The sequence below is a fragment of the Pseudomonas sp. S5D5 genome (genome assembly GCF_003013355.1).
GTDB classification, from domain to species: domain Bacteria; phylum Pseudomonadota; class Gammaproteobacteria; order Pseudomonadales; family Pseudomonadaceae; genus Aquipseudomonas; species Aquipseudomonas aylmerensis.
This window is the reverse complement of record NZ_PTEO01000001.1, coordinates 1,013,479-1,029,247: the sequence shown is the minus strand read 5'-3', so window position 1 is coordinate 1,029,247 and position 15,769 is coordinate 1,013,479. Positions and strand designations below refer to the sequence as shown.

The 15,769-nt window shown below is 60.9% G+C and carries 13 protein-coding genes and 1 pseudogene; 4 read left to right on the top strand and 10 right to left on the bottom strand.

From position 1 onward, the window contains the following. Window positions 1-16 precede the first annotated feature (16 nt). The gene (locus C9990_RS04910; protein ID WP_106802663.1) at window positions 17-1,267 is read left to right on the top strand and encodes an aspartate aminotransferase family protein; all 1,251 of its coding nucleotides are present in this window, start codon (window positions 17-19) and stop codon (window positions 1,265-1,267) included. Here C9990_RS04910 and C9990_RS04905 read toward each other — a convergent pair. Further along, window positions 1,264-3,288, bottom strand: coding sequence for a c-type cytochrome (locus tag C9990_RS04905; protein WP_106802662.1), 2,025 nt, complete (start codon window positions 3,286-3,288; stop codon window positions 1,264-1,266). The two genes, C9990_RS04910 and C9990_RS04905, sit on opposite strands and share 4 nt — an antisense overlap. A gap of 252 nt (window positions 3,289-3,540) precedes the next feature. On the opposite strand from C9990_RS04905, the gene C9990_RS04900 reads away from it, so the two are divergent. Continuing rightward, window positions 3,541-4,248 carry a hypothetical protein gene (locus tag C9990_RS04900; RefSeq protein ID WP_065908539.1) on the top strand — a complete coding sequence of 236 codons (708 nt, stop codon included), beginning with the start codon at window positions 3,541-3,543 and terminating at the stop codon, window positions 4,246-4,248. Window positions 4,249-4,383: 135 nt separating this feature from the next. Here the strand turns inward: C9990_RS04900 and C9990_RS04890 are convergent, their stop codons facing one another. From C9990_RS04890 to cyoA, 6 genes are all read right to left on the bottom strand, one after another. Then, on the bottom strand, window positions 4,384-5,463 hold the full coding sequence (locus tag C9990_RS04890) for a pyridoxal phosphate-dependent aminotransferase (RefSeq protein WP_106802661.1): 1,080 nt from the start codon (window positions 5,461-5,463) through the stop codon (window positions 4,384-4,386). Window positions 5,464-5,609: 146 nt separating this feature from the next. Continuing rightward, on the bottom strand, window positions 5,610-6,497 hold the full coding sequence (cyoE, locus tag C9990_RS04885; RefSeq protein ID WP_003194050.1) for a heme o synthase: 888 nt from the start codon (window positions 6,495-6,497) through the stop codon (window positions 5,610-5,612). Window positions 6,498-6,508: 11 nt separating this feature from the next. After that, window positions 6,509-6,850 carry a cytochrome o ubiquinol oxidase subunit IV gene (cyoD, locus tag C9990_RS04880; RefSeq protein ID WP_010206434.1) on the bottom strand — a complete coding sequence of 114 codons (342 nt, stop codon included), beginning with the start codon at window positions 6,848-6,850 and terminating at the stop codon, window positions 6,509-6,511. Beyond that, window positions 6,850-7,476 (bottom strand): cytochrome o ubiquinol oxidase subunit III, encoded by a 627-nt coding sequence (locus C9990_RS04875; RefSeq protein WP_010206435.1) that lies wholly within the window; start codon window positions 7,474-7,476, stop codon window positions 6,850-6,852. Before C9990_RS04875 ends, cyoD begins: the two co-directional genes overlap by 1 nt. Window positions 7,477-7,479: 3 nt before the next feature. Next, window positions 7,480-9,498: a cytochrome o ubiquinol oxidase subunit I gene (cyoB, locus tag C9990_RS04870; RefSeq protein ID WP_065908533.1), complete on the bottom strand. Its 2,019-nt coding sequence runs from the start codon at window positions 9,496-9,498 to the stop codon at window positions 7,480-7,482. A gap of 3 nt (window positions 9,499-9,501) precedes the next feature. Next, window positions 9,502-10,443: a ubiquinol oxidase subunit II gene (gene cyoA, locus C9990_RS04865; protein ID WP_106802660.1), complete on the bottom strand. Its 942-nt coding sequence runs from the start codon at window positions 10,441-10,443 to the stop codon at window positions 9,502-9,504. A gap of 27 nt (window positions 10,444-10,470) precedes the next feature. Between cyoA and C9990_RS32985 the strand changes: the two are divergent. Next, a pseudogene (locus tag C9990_RS32985) lies at window positions 10,471-10,761 on the top strand (hypothetical protein). Between the two features lie 472 nt (window positions 10,762-11,233). Here the strand turns inward: C9990_RS32985 and C9990_RS04855 are convergent. Further along, a complete protein-coding gene (locus tag C9990_RS04855) occupies window positions 11,234-11,740 on the bottom strand; it encodes a disulfide bond formation protein B (protein WP_065908531.1) in 507 nt (168 codons plus the stop codon). Window positions 11,741-11,951: 211 nt separating this feature from the next. Beyond that, window positions 11,952-13,133: an NO-inducible flavohemoprotein gene (gene hmpA, locus C9990_RS04850; RefSeq protein ID WP_106802659.1), complete on the bottom strand. Its 1,182-nt coding sequence runs from the start codon at window positions 13,131-13,133 to the stop codon at window positions 11,952-11,954. A gap of 147 nt (window positions 13,134-13,280) precedes the next feature. On the opposite strand from hmpA, the gene norR reads away from it, so the two are divergent. After that, window positions 13,281-14,825, top strand: coding sequence for a nitric oxide reductase transcriptional regulator NorR (gene norR / locus C9990_RS04845; RefSeq protein ID WP_106802658.1), 1,545 nt, complete (start codon window positions 13,281-13,283; stop codon window positions 14,823-14,825). A gap of 37 nt (window positions 14,826-14,862) precedes the next feature. On the opposite strand, the gene C9990_RS04840 is transcribed toward norR, so the two are convergent. Then, window positions 14,863-15,765, bottom strand: a complete 903-nt coding sequence (locus C9990_RS04840) for a DMT family transporter (protein WP_106802657.1) — start codon at window positions 15,763-15,765, stop codon at window positions 14,863-14,865. Window positions 15,766-15,769: the final 4 nt, after the last annotated feature.

The following is a 15,769-nucleotide window of genomic DNA, read 5'->3' as shown; positions in this document are numbered from 1 at the left end:
GCCGAGTCCGAGATTCATGAGCCGCGAAACCATCAGCCAGTCGATTTCCATCGTCCACCCGATCAGCCTCAGCCACGGTAAAAACGCCGAAGTCTGGGACACTGCGGGCAAACGCTATATCGATTTTGTCGGCGGCATCGGCGTGCTCAACCTCGGCCATTGCCACCCGAGGGTCGTGGACGCGATTCGCGAACAGGCGACGAAACTGACCCACTACGCCTTCAACGCTGCGCCTCACGCGCCCTACATCGAGCTGATGGATCGCCTGACCGCGTTTATCCCGGTGGACTATCCGGTCAGCGGCATGCTCACCAACAGCGGCGCCGAAGCGGCGGAAAATGCCCTGAAGATCGTGCGCGGGGCCACCGGCCGCACGGCGGTGATCGCGTTCGACGGGGCCTTTCATGGCCGCACCCTCGCCACCTTGAACCTCAATGGCAAGGTCGCGCCCTACAAGCAAAAGGTCGGCGTCCTGCCCGGCCCGGTCTATCACCTGCCCTACCCCAGCGCCGACAACGGCGTGACCTGTGCCGAAGCGCTGAAGGCCATGGACCGCCTGTTCAGCGTGGAAATCGACATCGACGACGTCGCCTGTTTCATCCTCGAACCGGTGCAGGGCGAAGGCGGTTTCCTGGCCCTCGACATCGAGTTCGCCCAGGCGCTGCGGCGTTTCTGTGATGAAAAAAACATCCTGCTGATTGCCGATGAAATCCAGTCGGGCTTCGGGCGTACCGGCCAGCGCTTCGCCTTCTCGCGCCTGGGCATCGAACCGGATTTGATCCTGCTCGGCAAAAGCATCGCCGGCGGTGTACCGCTGGGGGCGGTGGTCGGGCGCAAGGCGCTGATGGACAACCTGCCCAAAGGCGGTCTCGGCGGCACCTATTCCGGCAACCCGATTGCCTGCGCGGCGGCATTGGCCACCCTGGACGCGATGACCGATGAGCACTTGCAGGCCTGGGGTTCGCAGCAGCAAACAGCGATTGTCAGCCGCTATGAAACCTGGCGTGTACAGCGCCTGTCGCCCTACCTCGGCCGCCTGACCGGCGTCGGCGCCATGCGCGGCATGGAACTGGCCCACGCCGACGGCACGCCCGCGCCGAAACAACTCGCCCAGTTGCTGAGCCTGGCGCGCGAGGCCGGCCTGCTGCTGATGCCCAGCGGCAAGTCACGGCACATCATCCGCTTGCTCGCACCGCTGACCATTGAGCCAGCGGTGCTGGAGGAAGGCCTGGACATCCTCGAGGCCTGCCTCAAGCAACTGGACTAGTACCGCGCATCCACCGGCTTGCCGCCGTTCGGCCAATCCTTGACCTTGTCCGGGAAGTCCGGACGCGGTTGCCCAGCAAAATACGCCGCCACGTCCACCGCGTCCTGGTCGGACAAACCGCCCTGCCCCAACGGGAATTTCTCGTGGAAGCCAATCGGCATGTTGCGTTTGACGAACGCCGCCGCGGTGTAGGTGCGCGCCATCCCCGCGCCGATGTTGAACGACTGCTCGCCCCACAGCGGCGGGTAGATCAGCTCGCCATCGGCCCGCGCCAGCCCCTGGCCGTTGTCGCCATGGCAGACCGCGCATTGCTTGGCATAGACCGCCTTGCCATTGGCCAGGTCGGGCTTGATCGCCGGGTCGACCTTGCCCACGCCACGCCCGGCGACTTTGTCTTCAGGCCGCGTGTTGTTTTTCATCCAGTCAAAGTAGGCGACCATCGCCTGCATATCGGCTGACTGCGGCGGCAACGGCTTGCCGTTCATGGAGCGCCGGAAGCAGCCGTTGATGCGTTCTTCCAGGGTCACCACCTTGCCCGCACGCGGTGCGTAGCTGGGGAAAAACGCCGACACACCGACAAAGGGCGAGCCGTCTGCCACAGTGCCGGCGTTGAGATGGCAACTGGTGCAATTGAGCGAGTTGCCGACGTTGTCAGGCAGCAGCGCCTTGGTTTGCAGGTGCAGGCGCATGCCGCGCATGACTTGATCGGCGTTGGGGGCGGACAGCAGATCGGCCAGGCGCGGGGTTTCGAAGGCGGACGAATCGGTGGTGACCGGGTTGAGCTGGGCGCGCAGCTTTTTCACTTGGGCGGCGTCGATCGGGGTGCCCTGGTTGCCCCAGCGCGTGCGCACGAAACTGAGGATCTCGGCGATTTCCGGGTCCGCCAGCCGGGCGAAACCGGGCATGGTGTAGACCCGTGGGTGAGTCGCCGTTTGCGCGGTTTCCCAACCGGTCAGGGTGATGTGCAGCAGCGACGTCGGGTTGCTCGCGGCGATGCTCGGGTTGCCGGCCAGGGGTGGGAACAGGCCTTTCACGCCCGCGCCGTCACTGCGGTGGCAATCGCTGCAGAACTGCATATAGCCCAGGCCGCCGCGGCTGGTGAACAGGTCGGCAGGCGGCGCGGCGGGTGCCTGGGCCACGGACGGCATCGGCAGGTCGTCTTTGCCCGGCGGCAGGGATTTGAGGTAACTGGCGATGGCAGTCAGGTCATCGTCACTGAAATGCTGGGTGCTGTGGTGAATCACATCGGCCATATTGCCGGAGACGGTGGCAAAGCGGTTCTGCCCGGTCTTGAGCAATTGCACGGTGTCATCCACGGTCCACAGGTTGCGCAGGCTCAGGGCGCGCCAATGCTCGACGGTTTCGCCGGCGAGGTAATGCTGGCCGCTGCGGCCGGCATCGCTCAGGGCTTTTTCCTGGAAGGCAATGCCGCGCGGCGTGTGGCACGAACCGCAGTGGCCGAGGCCCTGGACCAGATAGGCGCCACGGTTGAGCACCTCGTCGCGGCCCGGGTCTGGCTGGAACGGCTGCTTGTCGAGAAAGGCGAAGTTCCACAGCGCCAGGCCCCAGCGCTGGTTGAAGGGGAAGCCCATGTCGGCGTCGCGGTTGGCCTGGGGCACGGGCTCCACCCCCTGCATCAGGTAGGCGTACAAGGCGCGCATATCCGCCTCGCTCATCTTCGCGTAGGACGGATACGGCATCGCCGGGTACAGATTCATACCCGCAGGCGTGACGCCTTCGCGCATGACCCGGTCGAATTGTTCGAAGGTGTAGTGACCGATACCGGTCTCGCGGTCCGGGGTGATATTGCTCGAAAAGATCGTGCCCATCGGCGTGCTCAGTTCGAGGCCGCCGGCCATGACCTTGCCATCTTTGGCGGTATGGCAGGCGATGCAGTCGCCCAGTTGTGCAACGTATTGGCCGTGTTCGATCAGTGCGGGGTCGGGGGTGTTGGCGTGCAGGGGAAGGGACAGACAGCACATCACCCCCACAAGGCCAAGACGTGACAGGGGAAGCGTCATCGCAATATTCCTTTAAAAACCCGGCCTGGAGCGGTCTCCTCGGCGCAGGTCTGCAATTATTTTTATACGTCATCAGGCAGATAACCCGGGGCGGGTTCGGCCCCCGTGTTGTTGTAGCGAATTTCCCCGGGGCGCCTGTTGATATGGATCAGCACAACCGTGGGGCAGAGTGCCGCCTTGACCTGATCCCCCTCCCCGCTGAAAATGCCCGACGCTTTTTTGTCCCCCGTTTACTGAAGTAGTGAAATTTCAATGTCCGATTCCTACACCACCGAAGAATCCGTAGTCGCCTTGCAATCCAAAGCGGAATACGAAAACGCCATCAATCTTTCACAGCATGTGCCGGCGGCCAAGATCATCAGCGAGATGGTGCTGGACGCGTTTCACACCTCCAAGGAAAGCGACCAGATCCGCGAGCTGCGCGTCGCCATCCGCCAGGCCCACGATGCCTTCGACGACGACAAGGCCTATGACCTGATGGGCCAGCTCAAGCAACTCAAGGACGCCGAGGCCGCTGACAGCGCCGCCCTGGAAGACCTGAGCAGCAAATTCTCGATCAGCCGCATCCTGTCCAGCTTCAAGGACGACCCCGAGTTCCAGGAGCTGGTCTACGGTCTGGCGCTGAAAGTGCTGAACCAGAGCCACCAGGCGATCAGCAACCCAAGCGCCGGCAAGAGCAAGGCATCGCGGCCCAAGAAAGAAGCCGAAGTGTTTGTGATCAGCAAGGACGGCATCAGCGTCACCCTGCCCCTGCGCACCCCGCGCTCGAAGCTCAATGTCGACCGCGAGGCGTTCGAGTTCCTGGGCTTCAGCTTTGTCGGTGAAGGCGATGAGGCGGAGCTTGAGGTCGAGAGCTTTGTGGATAACGCCGGGGCTGAACAGCCGTTGAGCCGCAAGAGCGTGATCACTGCGCTGCAGCAGCAGACCGCGTTCGATGGGTACAGCATCGCGCAGCAGTAACCTGAAAGTAATTGCCTGAATGTGGGAGCTGGCTTGCCTGCGATAGCATCACCTCGGTTTTATTGAAGAACCGCGGCGTCTGCATCGCAGGCAAGCCAGCTCCCACATTGGTTTTGTATGAGTTTGCAGGCTGCGCTAGACCTGCGCCGCAAACACCTCGCGAAACCGCGCCATCTCCCGCTTGTTCCCCACCGTCACCCGCACCCACTGCGGCCAATTCTTCCACACCCTTCCGATCATCACGCCGTGCGCCGCCAGCGTCTCGATGACCTGCTCCGCCGGTTGCTTCACGTCGATCATGAAGCAGTTGCTCTGCGACGCGGTGCAGGTAAAGCCACGGGCCTTGAGCCAGTTGACGGTCTCGTCGCGCAGTTGCGCGTTGAGCGCCTTGCGCTGTGGCAGCAGCTTGATGTCTTCGAGGCTCGCCAGCCCGCCGAGCAAGGTGGTGCCCGCCGGGACGTTGTCGCCGCCAAACACCGCCAACCGTTCCAGCAGCGCCGGATGGCCGATCGCCAGGCCCAGGCGGGCGCCGGCCAGGCCGTAGATTTTCGAGAAGGTGCGCAGCACCAGCAGGTCGTCGTGGTCCTTGACCCAACTGACAACGCTGGGCACGTCGGCGAAGTCGATGTAGGCCTCGTCCACCACCAGCACGCTGCCGGAGGGTTTGTTCGCCAGCGCCAGGCGGATGGCATCAAGCGGGGTGATGGTGCCGGTAGGGTTGTTGGGGTTGCACAGGTAGAGCATGCCGGCCTGGGGATCGGCGGCGAGCATGGCGGGGATATCGTGGGCGTGGTCGGCGCCAAGGTTCACTTCATGCACCGGCGCCTTGTTCGACTCGGCGGCCTGGCGCGGCACTTCGTAGGACGGCGTAGCCATCACCAGGCCACGAGAGGCACTGGTGAACGCCAACACGGCGTAGCGCAGGGCGGCCATGGAGCCCGAAAACACCGCCACCTGCTCTGCGGCGAGGCCCTGCTGCTGGGCAAACAATGCGGCGAGCGCGTACATGTGCGGGTAGGGATAGCGCCCGGAGGTGGCGATGCCGCGCGCCATGGCTTCGAGCGCCGCCTGTGAGGGGCCGTAGGGGCTTTCGTTGTAGTTGAGCAGCACCGCGTCAGTCGGTTTCGGCGGGGCCGCCACCGCCCACTCCAGGCGCCCCAGCCAGGGTAACGCAGCGCCAAAGGCAAGAAGGGACCGACGACTAACGCTGACCATGGTAACTACTCCTTGTAGACCGGTGATGGATTCGCACAGCTCGTACAGAGAGGTATGACGAGATAATCCTGGACGAATTTAAACCGGCGCCCAAGAAAAAGCCCCGCGCTTCTCTCGAAGGCGGGGCTTTTTCAACGCTGTGACACTCAGTGAGCGTAGGTCAGCAACAGCTCTTTCGGCACTTGGAAATCCAGGGACATCATCACGCTGAGCGCGGTGATGGTGAAGATCGAGAACACGAACAGCTTGCGCGCCCAGACGGTGTCATCCACCGCCTTGTAGCCGGTCCAGGCCATGTACAACCAGTACATGCCCATGGCGGCAGCGACGGCGAGGTAGCTCATGCCGGCGTAGCCACTGAAGGTCAACATCAAGGTCGCCACGAGGAAGGCCAGGATGTACAGCAGGATGTGTTTCTTGGCCACCTGGATGCCACGCTTGACCGGCAGGACCGGAATCGACGCAGCCAGGTAGTCATTGAAGCGAAAGATCGCGATGGCGTAGGAATGCGGCATCTGCCACAGGCTGAACATCACCAGTAGCGTCAGCGCGGCCATGTCGAAGCTATTGGTCACAGCTACATAACCAATCACCGGCGGCATCGCCCCCGACAGACTGCCCACCAGCGTGCCGTGAACCGACTTGCGCTTGAGGTACAGGCTGTAGAGGCCGACGTAGATGACAAAGCCGATCACGGCAAACAGCGCCGCCAACGGGTTGGCCACCTTGTACAACAGTGCCACACCGGCAACACCCAGGACGGTCGCGTAGATCAGTGCCAGCTTCAGGGAGATAAGGCCCTGGACCAGCACGCGATTCTTGGTGCGCTCCATCTTGATATCGATGTCACGGTCGATGCAGTTGTTGAAGACACAACCGGAAGCTACCACCAGGGACGTACCGATCATTGCAGCCAGGAAGATGGCCAGATCGACATGTCCCTTGGAGGCCAGGAAGAAGCCGCCCGCCACAGAAAGCACGTTACCGAAAATGATCCCCGGTTTGGTGATTTGGATAAAGTGCTTAAGCGACATCGGGTCTTACCTCACTTCGCCATCATGAACGTATGGATGCTGAACATGATCCATATCGACAGACCAACCAGCAGCAGGATTACCAGGCCTGCGAACACGAACGCGATCACGTTATCGCGCTGCTCTTTGGAACGATCCAGGTGCAGGAAGTACACCAGGTGAACCAGAACCTGAATCACCGCGAACGCCAATACGATCATCAAGGTGATCGACTTCGGCAGAGTCGGGTACATCACCAGACCAAACGGGATGAGCGTCAGGATTACCGACAGGATGAAGCCGATAGCGTAAGACTTTACGCTGCCGTGGCTCGCATCATGGCTGTCATGGTCATGGGAGTGTGCATTAGCCATTACAGAGTCCCCATCAGGTAAACAACGGTGAAGACGCAGATCCAGACCACGTCCAGGAAGTGCCAGAACAGGCTCAGGCAGCTCAGGCGAGTCTTGTTGGTGTTGGTCAGGCCGTGCTTATTGACCTGATACATCATCACCGCCATCCACAGCAGGCCGGCAGTTACGTGCAGACCGTGGGTGCCGACCAGCGTGAAGAACGCCGACAGGAAACCGGAACGGTGCGGACCGTAGCCTTCGGAGATCAGCAGGTGGAACTCGTTGATCTCCATGCCGATGAAGCCCAGGCCGAACAGGAAGGTCAGTGCCAACCAGCTCAGTACGCCCTTCTTGTTGCCCTTGTAGAAGGCCAACATGGCGAAGCCGTAGGTGATCGAACTGAACAACAGCAAGGCGGTTTCGCCGAGCACGTAAGGCAGTTCGAAGATGTCGTGGCCCGACGGGCCACCCGCTACGTTGTTTACCAGTACCGCGTACACCGCGAAGATCGACGCAAACAAGATGCAGTCGGTCATCAGGTAGAGCCAGAAACCGAAAACGGTCATCGGCCCCGAGTCGTGGTGATGGTCATCGTGCCCATGGTCATCGACATGGGCGTGTCCAGCATTGGTCACTAAGTTCGACATGATTTAAGCCTGTTCCAACGAAGTTTCTACACGGTTGGCCGGGATTTTCTTCTCGGCTACCAGGCGAGCGTGCTGCTCGGCTTCGATGCGTTCGATCGTTTCGACCGGCACCATGTAGCCTTGATCATCACGGGCAGCGTGGATGATGAAGTAACCGATAGTGCCTACCAGGCTCACGATTGCCAGCCACCAGATGTGCCAGATCATCGCGAAACCGAACACGGTCAGCAGGCCGCCCATCACCACGCCAGTGGCGGTGTTGTTTGGCATGTGGATCGGTTCGTAGTGCTTCGGTTGCTGGTACGCAGTACCGTCTTCCTTGGCTTCGGTGAACGCATCAATGGTGTTCGCAGTAGGGATCACGGCGAAGTTGTAGAACGGTGGTGGCGACGAAGTCGACCATTCCAGGGTGTGGCCATTCCATGGGTCGCCGGATTCGCAAGCGTTCTGCTTACGGTCACGGATACTCACGTACAGCTGGATCAGCTGGCAGGCGATACCGACAGCAATCATCACCGCACCGAACATGGCGACGTACAGGTACGGCACCCACTCAGGGTTGGTAGTGGCGTTCAGACGACGGGTCATGCCCATGAAGCCCAGTGCATAGAGCGGCATGAACGCGACGAAGAAGCCCGAGATCCAGAACCAGAATGCAGCCTTGCCCCAACCTTCGTGCAGCTTGAAGCCGAACGCTTTCGGGAAGTAGAAGCTGAAACCAGCGATGTAGCCGAATACCGCACCACCGATGATCACGTTGTGGAAGTGAGCGATCACGAACAGGCTGTTGTGCAGCACGAAGTCAGCACCCGGGATGGCCAGCAGTACGCCGGTCATGCCGCCGATGGCGAAGGTCACCATGAAGCCCAGGGTCCACAGGACCTGGCTGGTGATACGCAGACGGCCGTGATAGATGGTGAACAGCCAGTTGAATAGCTTCACCCCCGTCGGGATCGAAATCAGCATCGTCGCCAGGCCGAAGAAGGCGTTGACGCTGGCCCCCGAACCCATGGTGAAGAAGTGGTGCAGCCACACCATGAAGCCCAGTACCGAGATCGCGCCGGAGGCGTAGACCATCGAGTGGTGACCGAACAGGCGCTTGCCGGTAAAGGTCGAGATCACTTCAGAGAAGATACCGAACGCTGGCAGGATCAGGATGTACACCTCAGGGTGACCCCATGCCCAGAACAGGTTCACGTACATCATTGGATTGCCACCAAGTTCGTTGGTGAAAATGTGGAAATCCAGGTAACGGTCAAGCGACAGCAGCGCCATGGTAGCGGCCAGGATCGGGAACGAAGCCACGATCAGGACGTTGGCCCAGGTGCAGGTCCAGGTGAAGATCGGCATGTCCATCAGTTTCATGCCAGGAGCGCGCATCTTCAGGACGGTGGCCAGGAAGTTGACCCCCGTCAATGTCGTCCCGAGCCCTGATAACTGTAGCGCCCAGATGTAGTAGTCCACACCCACGCCAGGGCTGTACTGGATGCCCGACAATGGCGGATACGCAACCCAACCGGTCTTGGCGAATTCGCCGACGCCCAGGGACACGTTGATCAGCACCACGCCGGAAACCAGCAGCCAGAAGCTCAGGGAGTTCAGGAACGGGTAGGCAACGTCACGGGCACCAATCTGCAGCGGCAAGGCAAGGTTCATCAGGCCGGTGAAGAATGGCATCGCCATGAAGATGATCATGATCACACCGTGGGCGGTGAAGATCTGGTCATAGTGTTCAGGTGGCAGGTAGCCAGGCGAACCCTCGGTGGCCATGGCCAACTGGGTACGCATCATGATGGCGTCGGCAAAACCACGCAGCAGCATGACCATGGCAACGATGACGTACATGACGCCGATTTTCTTGTGGTCGACCGAAGTCAGCCACTCGGTCCACAGGTAGGTCCACTTCTTGAAATAAGTGATTGCTGCAAACAGTGCCAGACCACCCAGCGCGATCATGGCGATAGTCACCATTACGATCGGCTCGTGGAACGGGACCGCATCCCAACTTAATTTACCAAACATCGTTTACTCCTCTGCCCCAGCAGTTGAATGCGAGCCCGTGTCAGAACCTTCAACCGCGGCCACTTCTTTCTTCTCGTGCTTGACCGGCTTGCCTGGCTTCATACCTTCGTACTTGTCGACGATTTTCTGAAACAGGTTCGGCTCATACGTGGAGTACAGGGCGACTGGGTTGTTCTGGCTCGGTTTGGTCAGGGCATCGTATTCAGCTTGATCAAGCTGTTTAGGTGCGGCCTTGACTTCGGCTACCCAGGCGTTGAAATCTTCCTGGCTCGTCGAGATCGCTTTGAATTTCATGCCGGTGAAGCCAGCGCCGCTGTAGTTCGCGGAGATGCCTTCCATTTCAGCTTTTTCGTTGGCGATCAGGTGCAGTCGGGTCTGCATGCCTGCCATCGCGTAGATCTGACCGCCCAGGGCAGGGATGAAGAACGAGTTCATCACGGCGTCGGAGGTGATCCGGAAGTTAAGCGGGGTGTTCTCCGGGAAACGGATCTGGTTAACCGTGGCGATACCCAGGTCCGGGTAGATGAACAGCCACTTCCAGTCCAGCGCGACCACTTCGATGTTGATCGGCTTGACGTCGGACTCCAGCGGACGGTACGGGTCCAGCTCGTGGGTCGACTTATAGGTGATGTAACCCAGGGCGATGATGATGAGGATCGGAACCAGCCACACCGCGATTTCAATCTTGGTGGAGTGCGACCACTTCGGCGCGTAGGTCGCGCTGGTGTTCGACTCGCGGTATTTCCAGGCGAAGGCGAACGTCATGATGATCACAGGCACCACGACCAACAGCATCAGCAGGGTCGCGGTGATGATCAGGTTGCGTTGATCCAGACCGATCTGTCCTTTTGGGTCCATCAAGGTCCACTTGCAGCCTCCCAGCATTAACATCATGCCAAGCAGCGGCAAAAAGCCTAGTAATCGGGGGTACCTGTTTTTACTCATCTCACGACCTCTAAAGCAGCTTGCGCAATGCAGTTGGGTTTTGATCGCCAACACTTCACCCTGCCAAGGGTTGGCATTTCTCTTCGATTGAATAAGAGCCTGCCCATCACGTCATAACTCTACGTTTCACGGACCTGCGGTGAGTTCTTATTCGATTTCGTGGTTAAAGGCCTTGTTACAGACCAATTCCATTTGGTGCGGATAGTTGAAAGGCTGCCGGAACCTGGGGTCGCACAGAGCCATCCATCTGCCCCTCGACCGCTCCAATGCTCAAATATTGAACAGCACCGGACATTCAGTGCGGGCGATTGTAGTTAGCTAGCGATGTATAAACCATGTCTTATAAAGAAATAATTTTTATCGATTACAGCAATAATCCTTCACCATTATTGCAACGGTTCGCGATCTTATCGCGTTCGATTCTCAACAAAAACCACAAAAATTGCCGTGTTATTCGTCAGTGAGTCGCATCCCCTACAGGTCGTAAGGGCAAGGCAAACCGATGCAAGCCCCCATAAAACAAGGCATTCAGACATCACCGCAAGCCTCGAACAACCGAAGCCTGCGAGGCCGCTGCAAACGACGAACTGACAGCACAAATTGACCGCTCGGTGCAAATTTAAGCGGCCGATCGGCGGGTCAGAAACGTCCTGCGACAGCGTCCGTGTGACAACATGTCGCACACTGCGCGCACCTAAACTTGCCCCTCGTCACAGCCCTTTCACAAATCCCTACATACGAAAACGCCCCGGCCTTCCTTCAAGAAGGACCGGGGCGTTTGTGTAAAGGTTCAGCCCTGGCGCTGACGATTCCGATAGATGCCCAGGGGCACCAGGATCACGGTCAGCACGAACGCCACCAGCGCCCATTGCGCCAGGGACAGGCCGAGGATCGGCGGGTACGGGGTGCTGCAGAAACCGTCCACCTGGAAGCCCAGGGGGAACACCTTGGCCAGCGGCAGGTCGTCGACGATCGGTTGCAGCACGTCGATGCCGCAGCTGACCTGTGGAAAGAACTGGGTGTACACGTGATGCCCGGCAGCCGCCACGCCGCCGAGGGCGCTGAGGATCACCAGGCCTTCAAACAACGTGATCGCCCCCTTGGTGCGCATGGCCGCGCCGATGAACGCGAAGATCGCGATCAACAGCAGCGCATAGCGTTGCAGGATGCACAGCGGGCACGGCGCCTCGCCCAGCACCACCTGCATGTACAGCGCACCGCCGATCAGCGCCAGGCAGATGATGCCCAGCAACACCAGAAAGCGCCGCTCCCTGCCTAAACGCAATTCGTCACTCATCCCCGTTTCCCTTTGTTTGGTTGTGCCAATGGCCGCAAGTTTACACACAGAGAGTGGTTTAAACAGAGGGGGGTTAACGGGGGATTAATCAGGAGCAATAGAGAACTGAATGTGGGAGCGGGCTTGCTCGCGAAGGCAGTGTGTCAGCCGCCGGATAAGCTTCTGATACACCGCCTTCGCGAGCAAGCCCGCTCCCACATTTCTTACCGCGTTATTCCAGCGCCGCCGCCGGCCCGAAGAACTCATAGCGCGCCTGCTTCTCAGGCACACCCAGGGCCTTCAAGTGGCGCTTGATGGCCGCCATGAAGCCCTTGGGACCGAGGAAGTAGGCGTCGAGATCGCGCTGCTCGGGCAGCCACGCAGCCAATTGTTCCTGGCTCAGCAGGCCGACTTTATCCGCCGCCGGACTGACGCCGTCGTCCTCGGCGTAGCAGTAAAAGCGCTTGAGCTGCGGGTGCTGGGCAGCCAGGCCGTCGACCCAGTCGCGGAACGCATGCACCGAGCCGTTGCGCGCGCAGTGGATAAAATGCACCGGGCGCCGGGTGGCCAGGGCGGCTTCGAGCATCGGCAAGGTCGGCGTGATACCGACACCGCCGCTGATCAGCACCAGCGGTTTGTCGCCGGCCGCCAGGGTGAACTCACCCGACGGCGGGAACAGGTCGAGGGTCGCACCGACCTGCAGTTGATCGTGCAGGTAGTTGGAGACCCGGCCACCGGCCTCGCGCTTGACGCTGATGCGGTACTGGCCGGCATCGCTCAGGGCCGACAAGGAGTAGTTGCGGCGCACCTCTTCACCGTCCAGCAGCAGCTTCATGCCGATGTACTGGCCTGGCGCAGCCTTGAGGATCGGGCCGTTATCCACAGGGGCAAAATAGAACGAGATGATCTCGGCGCTCTCCTCCACGCGCTTGACCAGCGTGAACGGCCGCGCACCGCGCCAGCCACCCGGGGCCTGGGCTTTTTCCTCGTAGATCGCCGCCTCGGCGCCGATCAGGATGTCCGCCAGCTGGCCGTAGGCCGCGCCCCAGGCACTCATCACCTCGGGGGTGGCGATCTCGCTGCCGAGCACTTCGCTGATCGCCCGCAGCAAGCAAGCGCCGACAATCGGGTAGTGCTCCGGCAGGATCTGCAACGCCACGTGCTTGTTGATGATCTTCGCCACCAGGTCGCCCAGCTGGTCCAGCTGGTCGATATGCCGCGCGTACATCAACACGCCGTTGGCCAACGCCCGAGGCTGGTCGCCGCTGGCCTGGTGGGCCTGGTTGAACAGCGGACGGACCTCGGGGTACTCGGACAGCATCATGCGGTAGAAATGGGTGATCAGCGCTTCACCGCCGCTTTCCAGCAGGGGCACGGTGGATTTGACGATGGCACGGTCTTGGGCACTAAGCATGGGAGCCTCCTGGGCTTCTTTACTGATTACCCTTTGCTACTCAGTATTCATGCCAACTTATTAATCGTTATTTTTCAATCACTTAAATAATATGTAGTCAGTTTGACCTCCTACGCCTTATAGTCATAAGGACTACAAGGAGTCATTATGACTGCGCAATCACTGCTCACTACCCTGCTCCCCCTGGTCGCCGACCTGTCTCGCGAGCTGCCCGAAGGCGAGCGTTACCGCCGCTTGTTGCAAGCCATGCGCGCACTGCTGCCCTGCGATGCCGCTGCGTTACTGCGCCTGGATGGCGACTGGCTGGTGCCGCTGGCGGTCGACGGCTTGAGCGCCGACACCCTCGGTCGGCGCTTCAAGGTCAGCGAGCATCCGCGCTTCGCCGTGCTGCTGGGCAGCCCCGGCCCGACGCGGTTTGAGAGTGACAGCGAGCTGCCCGACCCCTATGACGGCCTGGTCGATGGCCTGCACGGGCACCTGCAAGTGCATGACTGCATGGGCTGCCCGCTGTTTGTCGACGACCAGCCGTGGGGCCTGCTGACCCTGGATGCGCTCGACACCGAACGCTTCGAACGCGTGGAGCTGGACGCCCTGCAGGCCTTTGCCAGCCTCGCCGCCGCCACCGTCAACGTGGCCGAACGCATCGAACGCCTGGCCTTGCGCGCCGAAGACGCACACCAGCGCGCCGAGATCTATCGCCAGGCCAGCGGCCAGCAGCACAAGGAAATGATCGGCCAGAGCAAGACCCACAAGCGCCTGGTCGAGGAAACCAAGCTGGTCGGCGGCAGCGACCTGACCGTGCTGATCACCGGCGAAACCGGGGTGGGCAAGGAATTGGTGGCCCAGGCGATCCACGCCGCTTCATCGCGTGCGGACAAACCGCTGATCAGCCTCAACTGCGCGGCCCTGCCGGAAACCCTGGTCGAAAGCGAACTGTTCGGGCACGTGCGTGGGGCCTTTACCGGCGCGCTGAACGAGCGGCGCGGCAAGTTTGAACTGGCGAACGGCGGCACGTTGTTCCTCGATGAAGTCGGCGAGTTGTCGCTGACGGTACAAGCCAAGCTCCTGCGCGTGCTGCAAAGCGGGCAGTTGCAGCGCCTGGGCTCGGACAAGGAGCATCAGGTGGATGTGCGCCTGATCGCCGCCACCAACCGCGACCTGGCTGACGAAGTGCGCAACGGCCGCTACCGCGCCGATTTCTATCACCGCCTGAGTGTGTACCCGCTGCAAGTGCCGGCACTGCGCGAACGCGGACGCGATGTACTGTTGTTGGCCGGTTTTTTCCTCGAACAGAACCGTTCACGCATGGGCCTGGGCAGCCTGCGCCTGACCAGCGATGCCCAGGCGGCGCTGCTGGCCTATAACTGGCCGGGCAATGTGCGCGAGCTGGAACATTTGATCGGACGCAGCGCACTCAAAGCCCTGGGTAACTGTCGCGAGCGCCCGAAGATCCTCAGCCTCAGCGCCCACGACCTCGATTTGCCGGACGTCAGCGCAGCGGTGATCGAAGCACCGGCGCCGGTGCCTGCCGCCCTCACGAGCGACCTGCGCCAGGCGACCGAGCACTATCAGCGTGAACTGATCAATGCCTGCCTGGAACGCCACCAGCACAATTGGGCCAGCGCCGCCCGCGAACTCGGCCTCGACCGCGCCAACCTCGGCCGCCTGGCCAAGCGCCTCAACCTCAAATAACACCGCACTCCCACTGTAGGCGCTGGCTTGCCGGCGCCTACACCTGCGCCGGCTTCAGAACCGGACTCACAGGCTTGGGCTTACGAAACACCAACACATTCCCCAACATCACCAGCACCAATCCCGCCAGTGCCGGCGCCGTCCATTGGTAGCCCTCGGCAAATGCCGACACATTCAACGCCACCACGGGAAACAGCACCGTGCAATACGCCGCACGCTCCGGACCCATGCGTCCTACGAGTGTCAGGTAGGCGGTAAAGCCAATCACCGACCCCGGAATCACCAGGTACCACAGCGCGCCGATGTACCGCGCGCTCCAGTCCATGTCGAAGGGAATCCCGCGCACCGCACAGTAAGTCGCCAGCATCGTCGCCCCGTACGCCATGCCCCAGGCATTGGTGGTCAGCGGCTTGAGCCCGGCTTTCTGCTGCAGGCTCGACAACATATTGCCGGCCGAGAAACACAGGGTCCCCAGCAACGCCAGGCCCAACCCCAGCAAGGTCTGCGGGCTGGCGGTGTGGCCCACCAGCTCCGGCCAGAACAACAGACCCAAGCCCAGCAAACCGAGGCCGCCGCCCATCAATACATTGCGCGCCACCCGCTGACCGAAAAACACTCGGGCATTCAGCGCGTTCCACAATGTCGCCGTGGAAAACACCACCGCCACCAGCCCGCTGGGGATCCACTGGCTGGCCGTGAGAAAGCACATGAAGTTGACGCAAAACAGGCACAGTCCCTGGGCCAGGCAGATCAGATGCCCGCGCCGGTTCATCACCTGCAACTTGCGGCTGAGCAGCAACAACGCAAACAACAACAGCGCGGCCAAACCGAAGCGGTAGACGATCGACACGGGAATCGCCACCACGCCCAACTGCCACTTGAGGGCGATCCAGGTGGTGCCCCAGATCAGCACGGTGAGTAAATACAGGAAAAGGTTCATAGCG

Bases quoted from the DNA above. Each gene is read 5' to 3' on its own strand.
- C9990_RS04905 (WP_106802662.1), bottom strand. From the start codon at position 3,288: ATGACGCTTCCCCTGTCACGTCTTGGCCTTGTGGGGGTGATGTGCTGT.
- C9990_RS04900 (WP_065908539.1), top strand. From the start codon at position 3,541: ATGTCCGATTCCTACACCACCGAAGAATCCGTAGTCGCCTTGCAATCC.
- C9990_RS04890 (WP_106802661.1), bottom strand. From the start codon at position 5,463: ATGGTCAGCGTTAGTCGTCGGTCCCTTCTTGCCTTTGGCGCTGCGTTA.
- hmpA (WP_106802659.1), bottom strand. From the start codon at position 13,133: ATGCTTAGTGCCCAAGACCGTGCCATCGTCAAATCCACCGTGCCCCTG.
- C9990_RS04855 (WP_065908531.1), bottom strand. From the start codon at position 11,740: ATGAGTGACGAATTGCGTTTAGGCAGGGAGCGGCGCTTTCTGGTGTTG.
- cyoE (WP_003194050.1), bottom strand. From the start codon at position 6,497: ATGTCGCTTAAGCACTTTATCCAAATCACCAAACCGGGGATCATTTTC.
- cyoB (WP_065908533.1), bottom strand. From the start codon at position 9,498: ATGTTTGGTAAATTAAGTTGGGATGCGGTCCCGTTCCACGAGCCGATC.
- C9990_RS04910 (WP_106802663.1), top strand. From the start codon at position 17: ATGAGCCGCGAAACCATCAGCCAGTCGATTTCCATCGTCCACCCGATC.
- norR (WP_106802658.1), top strand. From the start codon at position 13,281: ATGACTGCGCAATCACTGCTCACTACCCTGCTCCCCCTGGTCGCCGAC.
- C9990_RS04840 (WP_106802657.1), bottom strand. From the start codon at position 15,765: ATGAACCTTTTCCTGTATTTACTCACCGTGCTGATCTGGGGCACCACC.
- cyoA (WP_106802660.1), bottom strand. From the start codon at position 10,443: ATGAGTAAAAACAGGTACCCCCGATTACTAGGCTTTTTGCCGCTGCTT.
- C9990_RS04875 (WP_010206435.1), bottom strand. From the start codon at position 7,476: ATGTCGAACTTAGTGACCAATGCTGGACACGCCCATGTCGATGACCAT.
- cyoD (WP_010206434.1), bottom strand. From the start codon at position 6,850: ATGGCTAATGCACACTCCCATGACCATGACAGCCATGATGCGAGCCAC.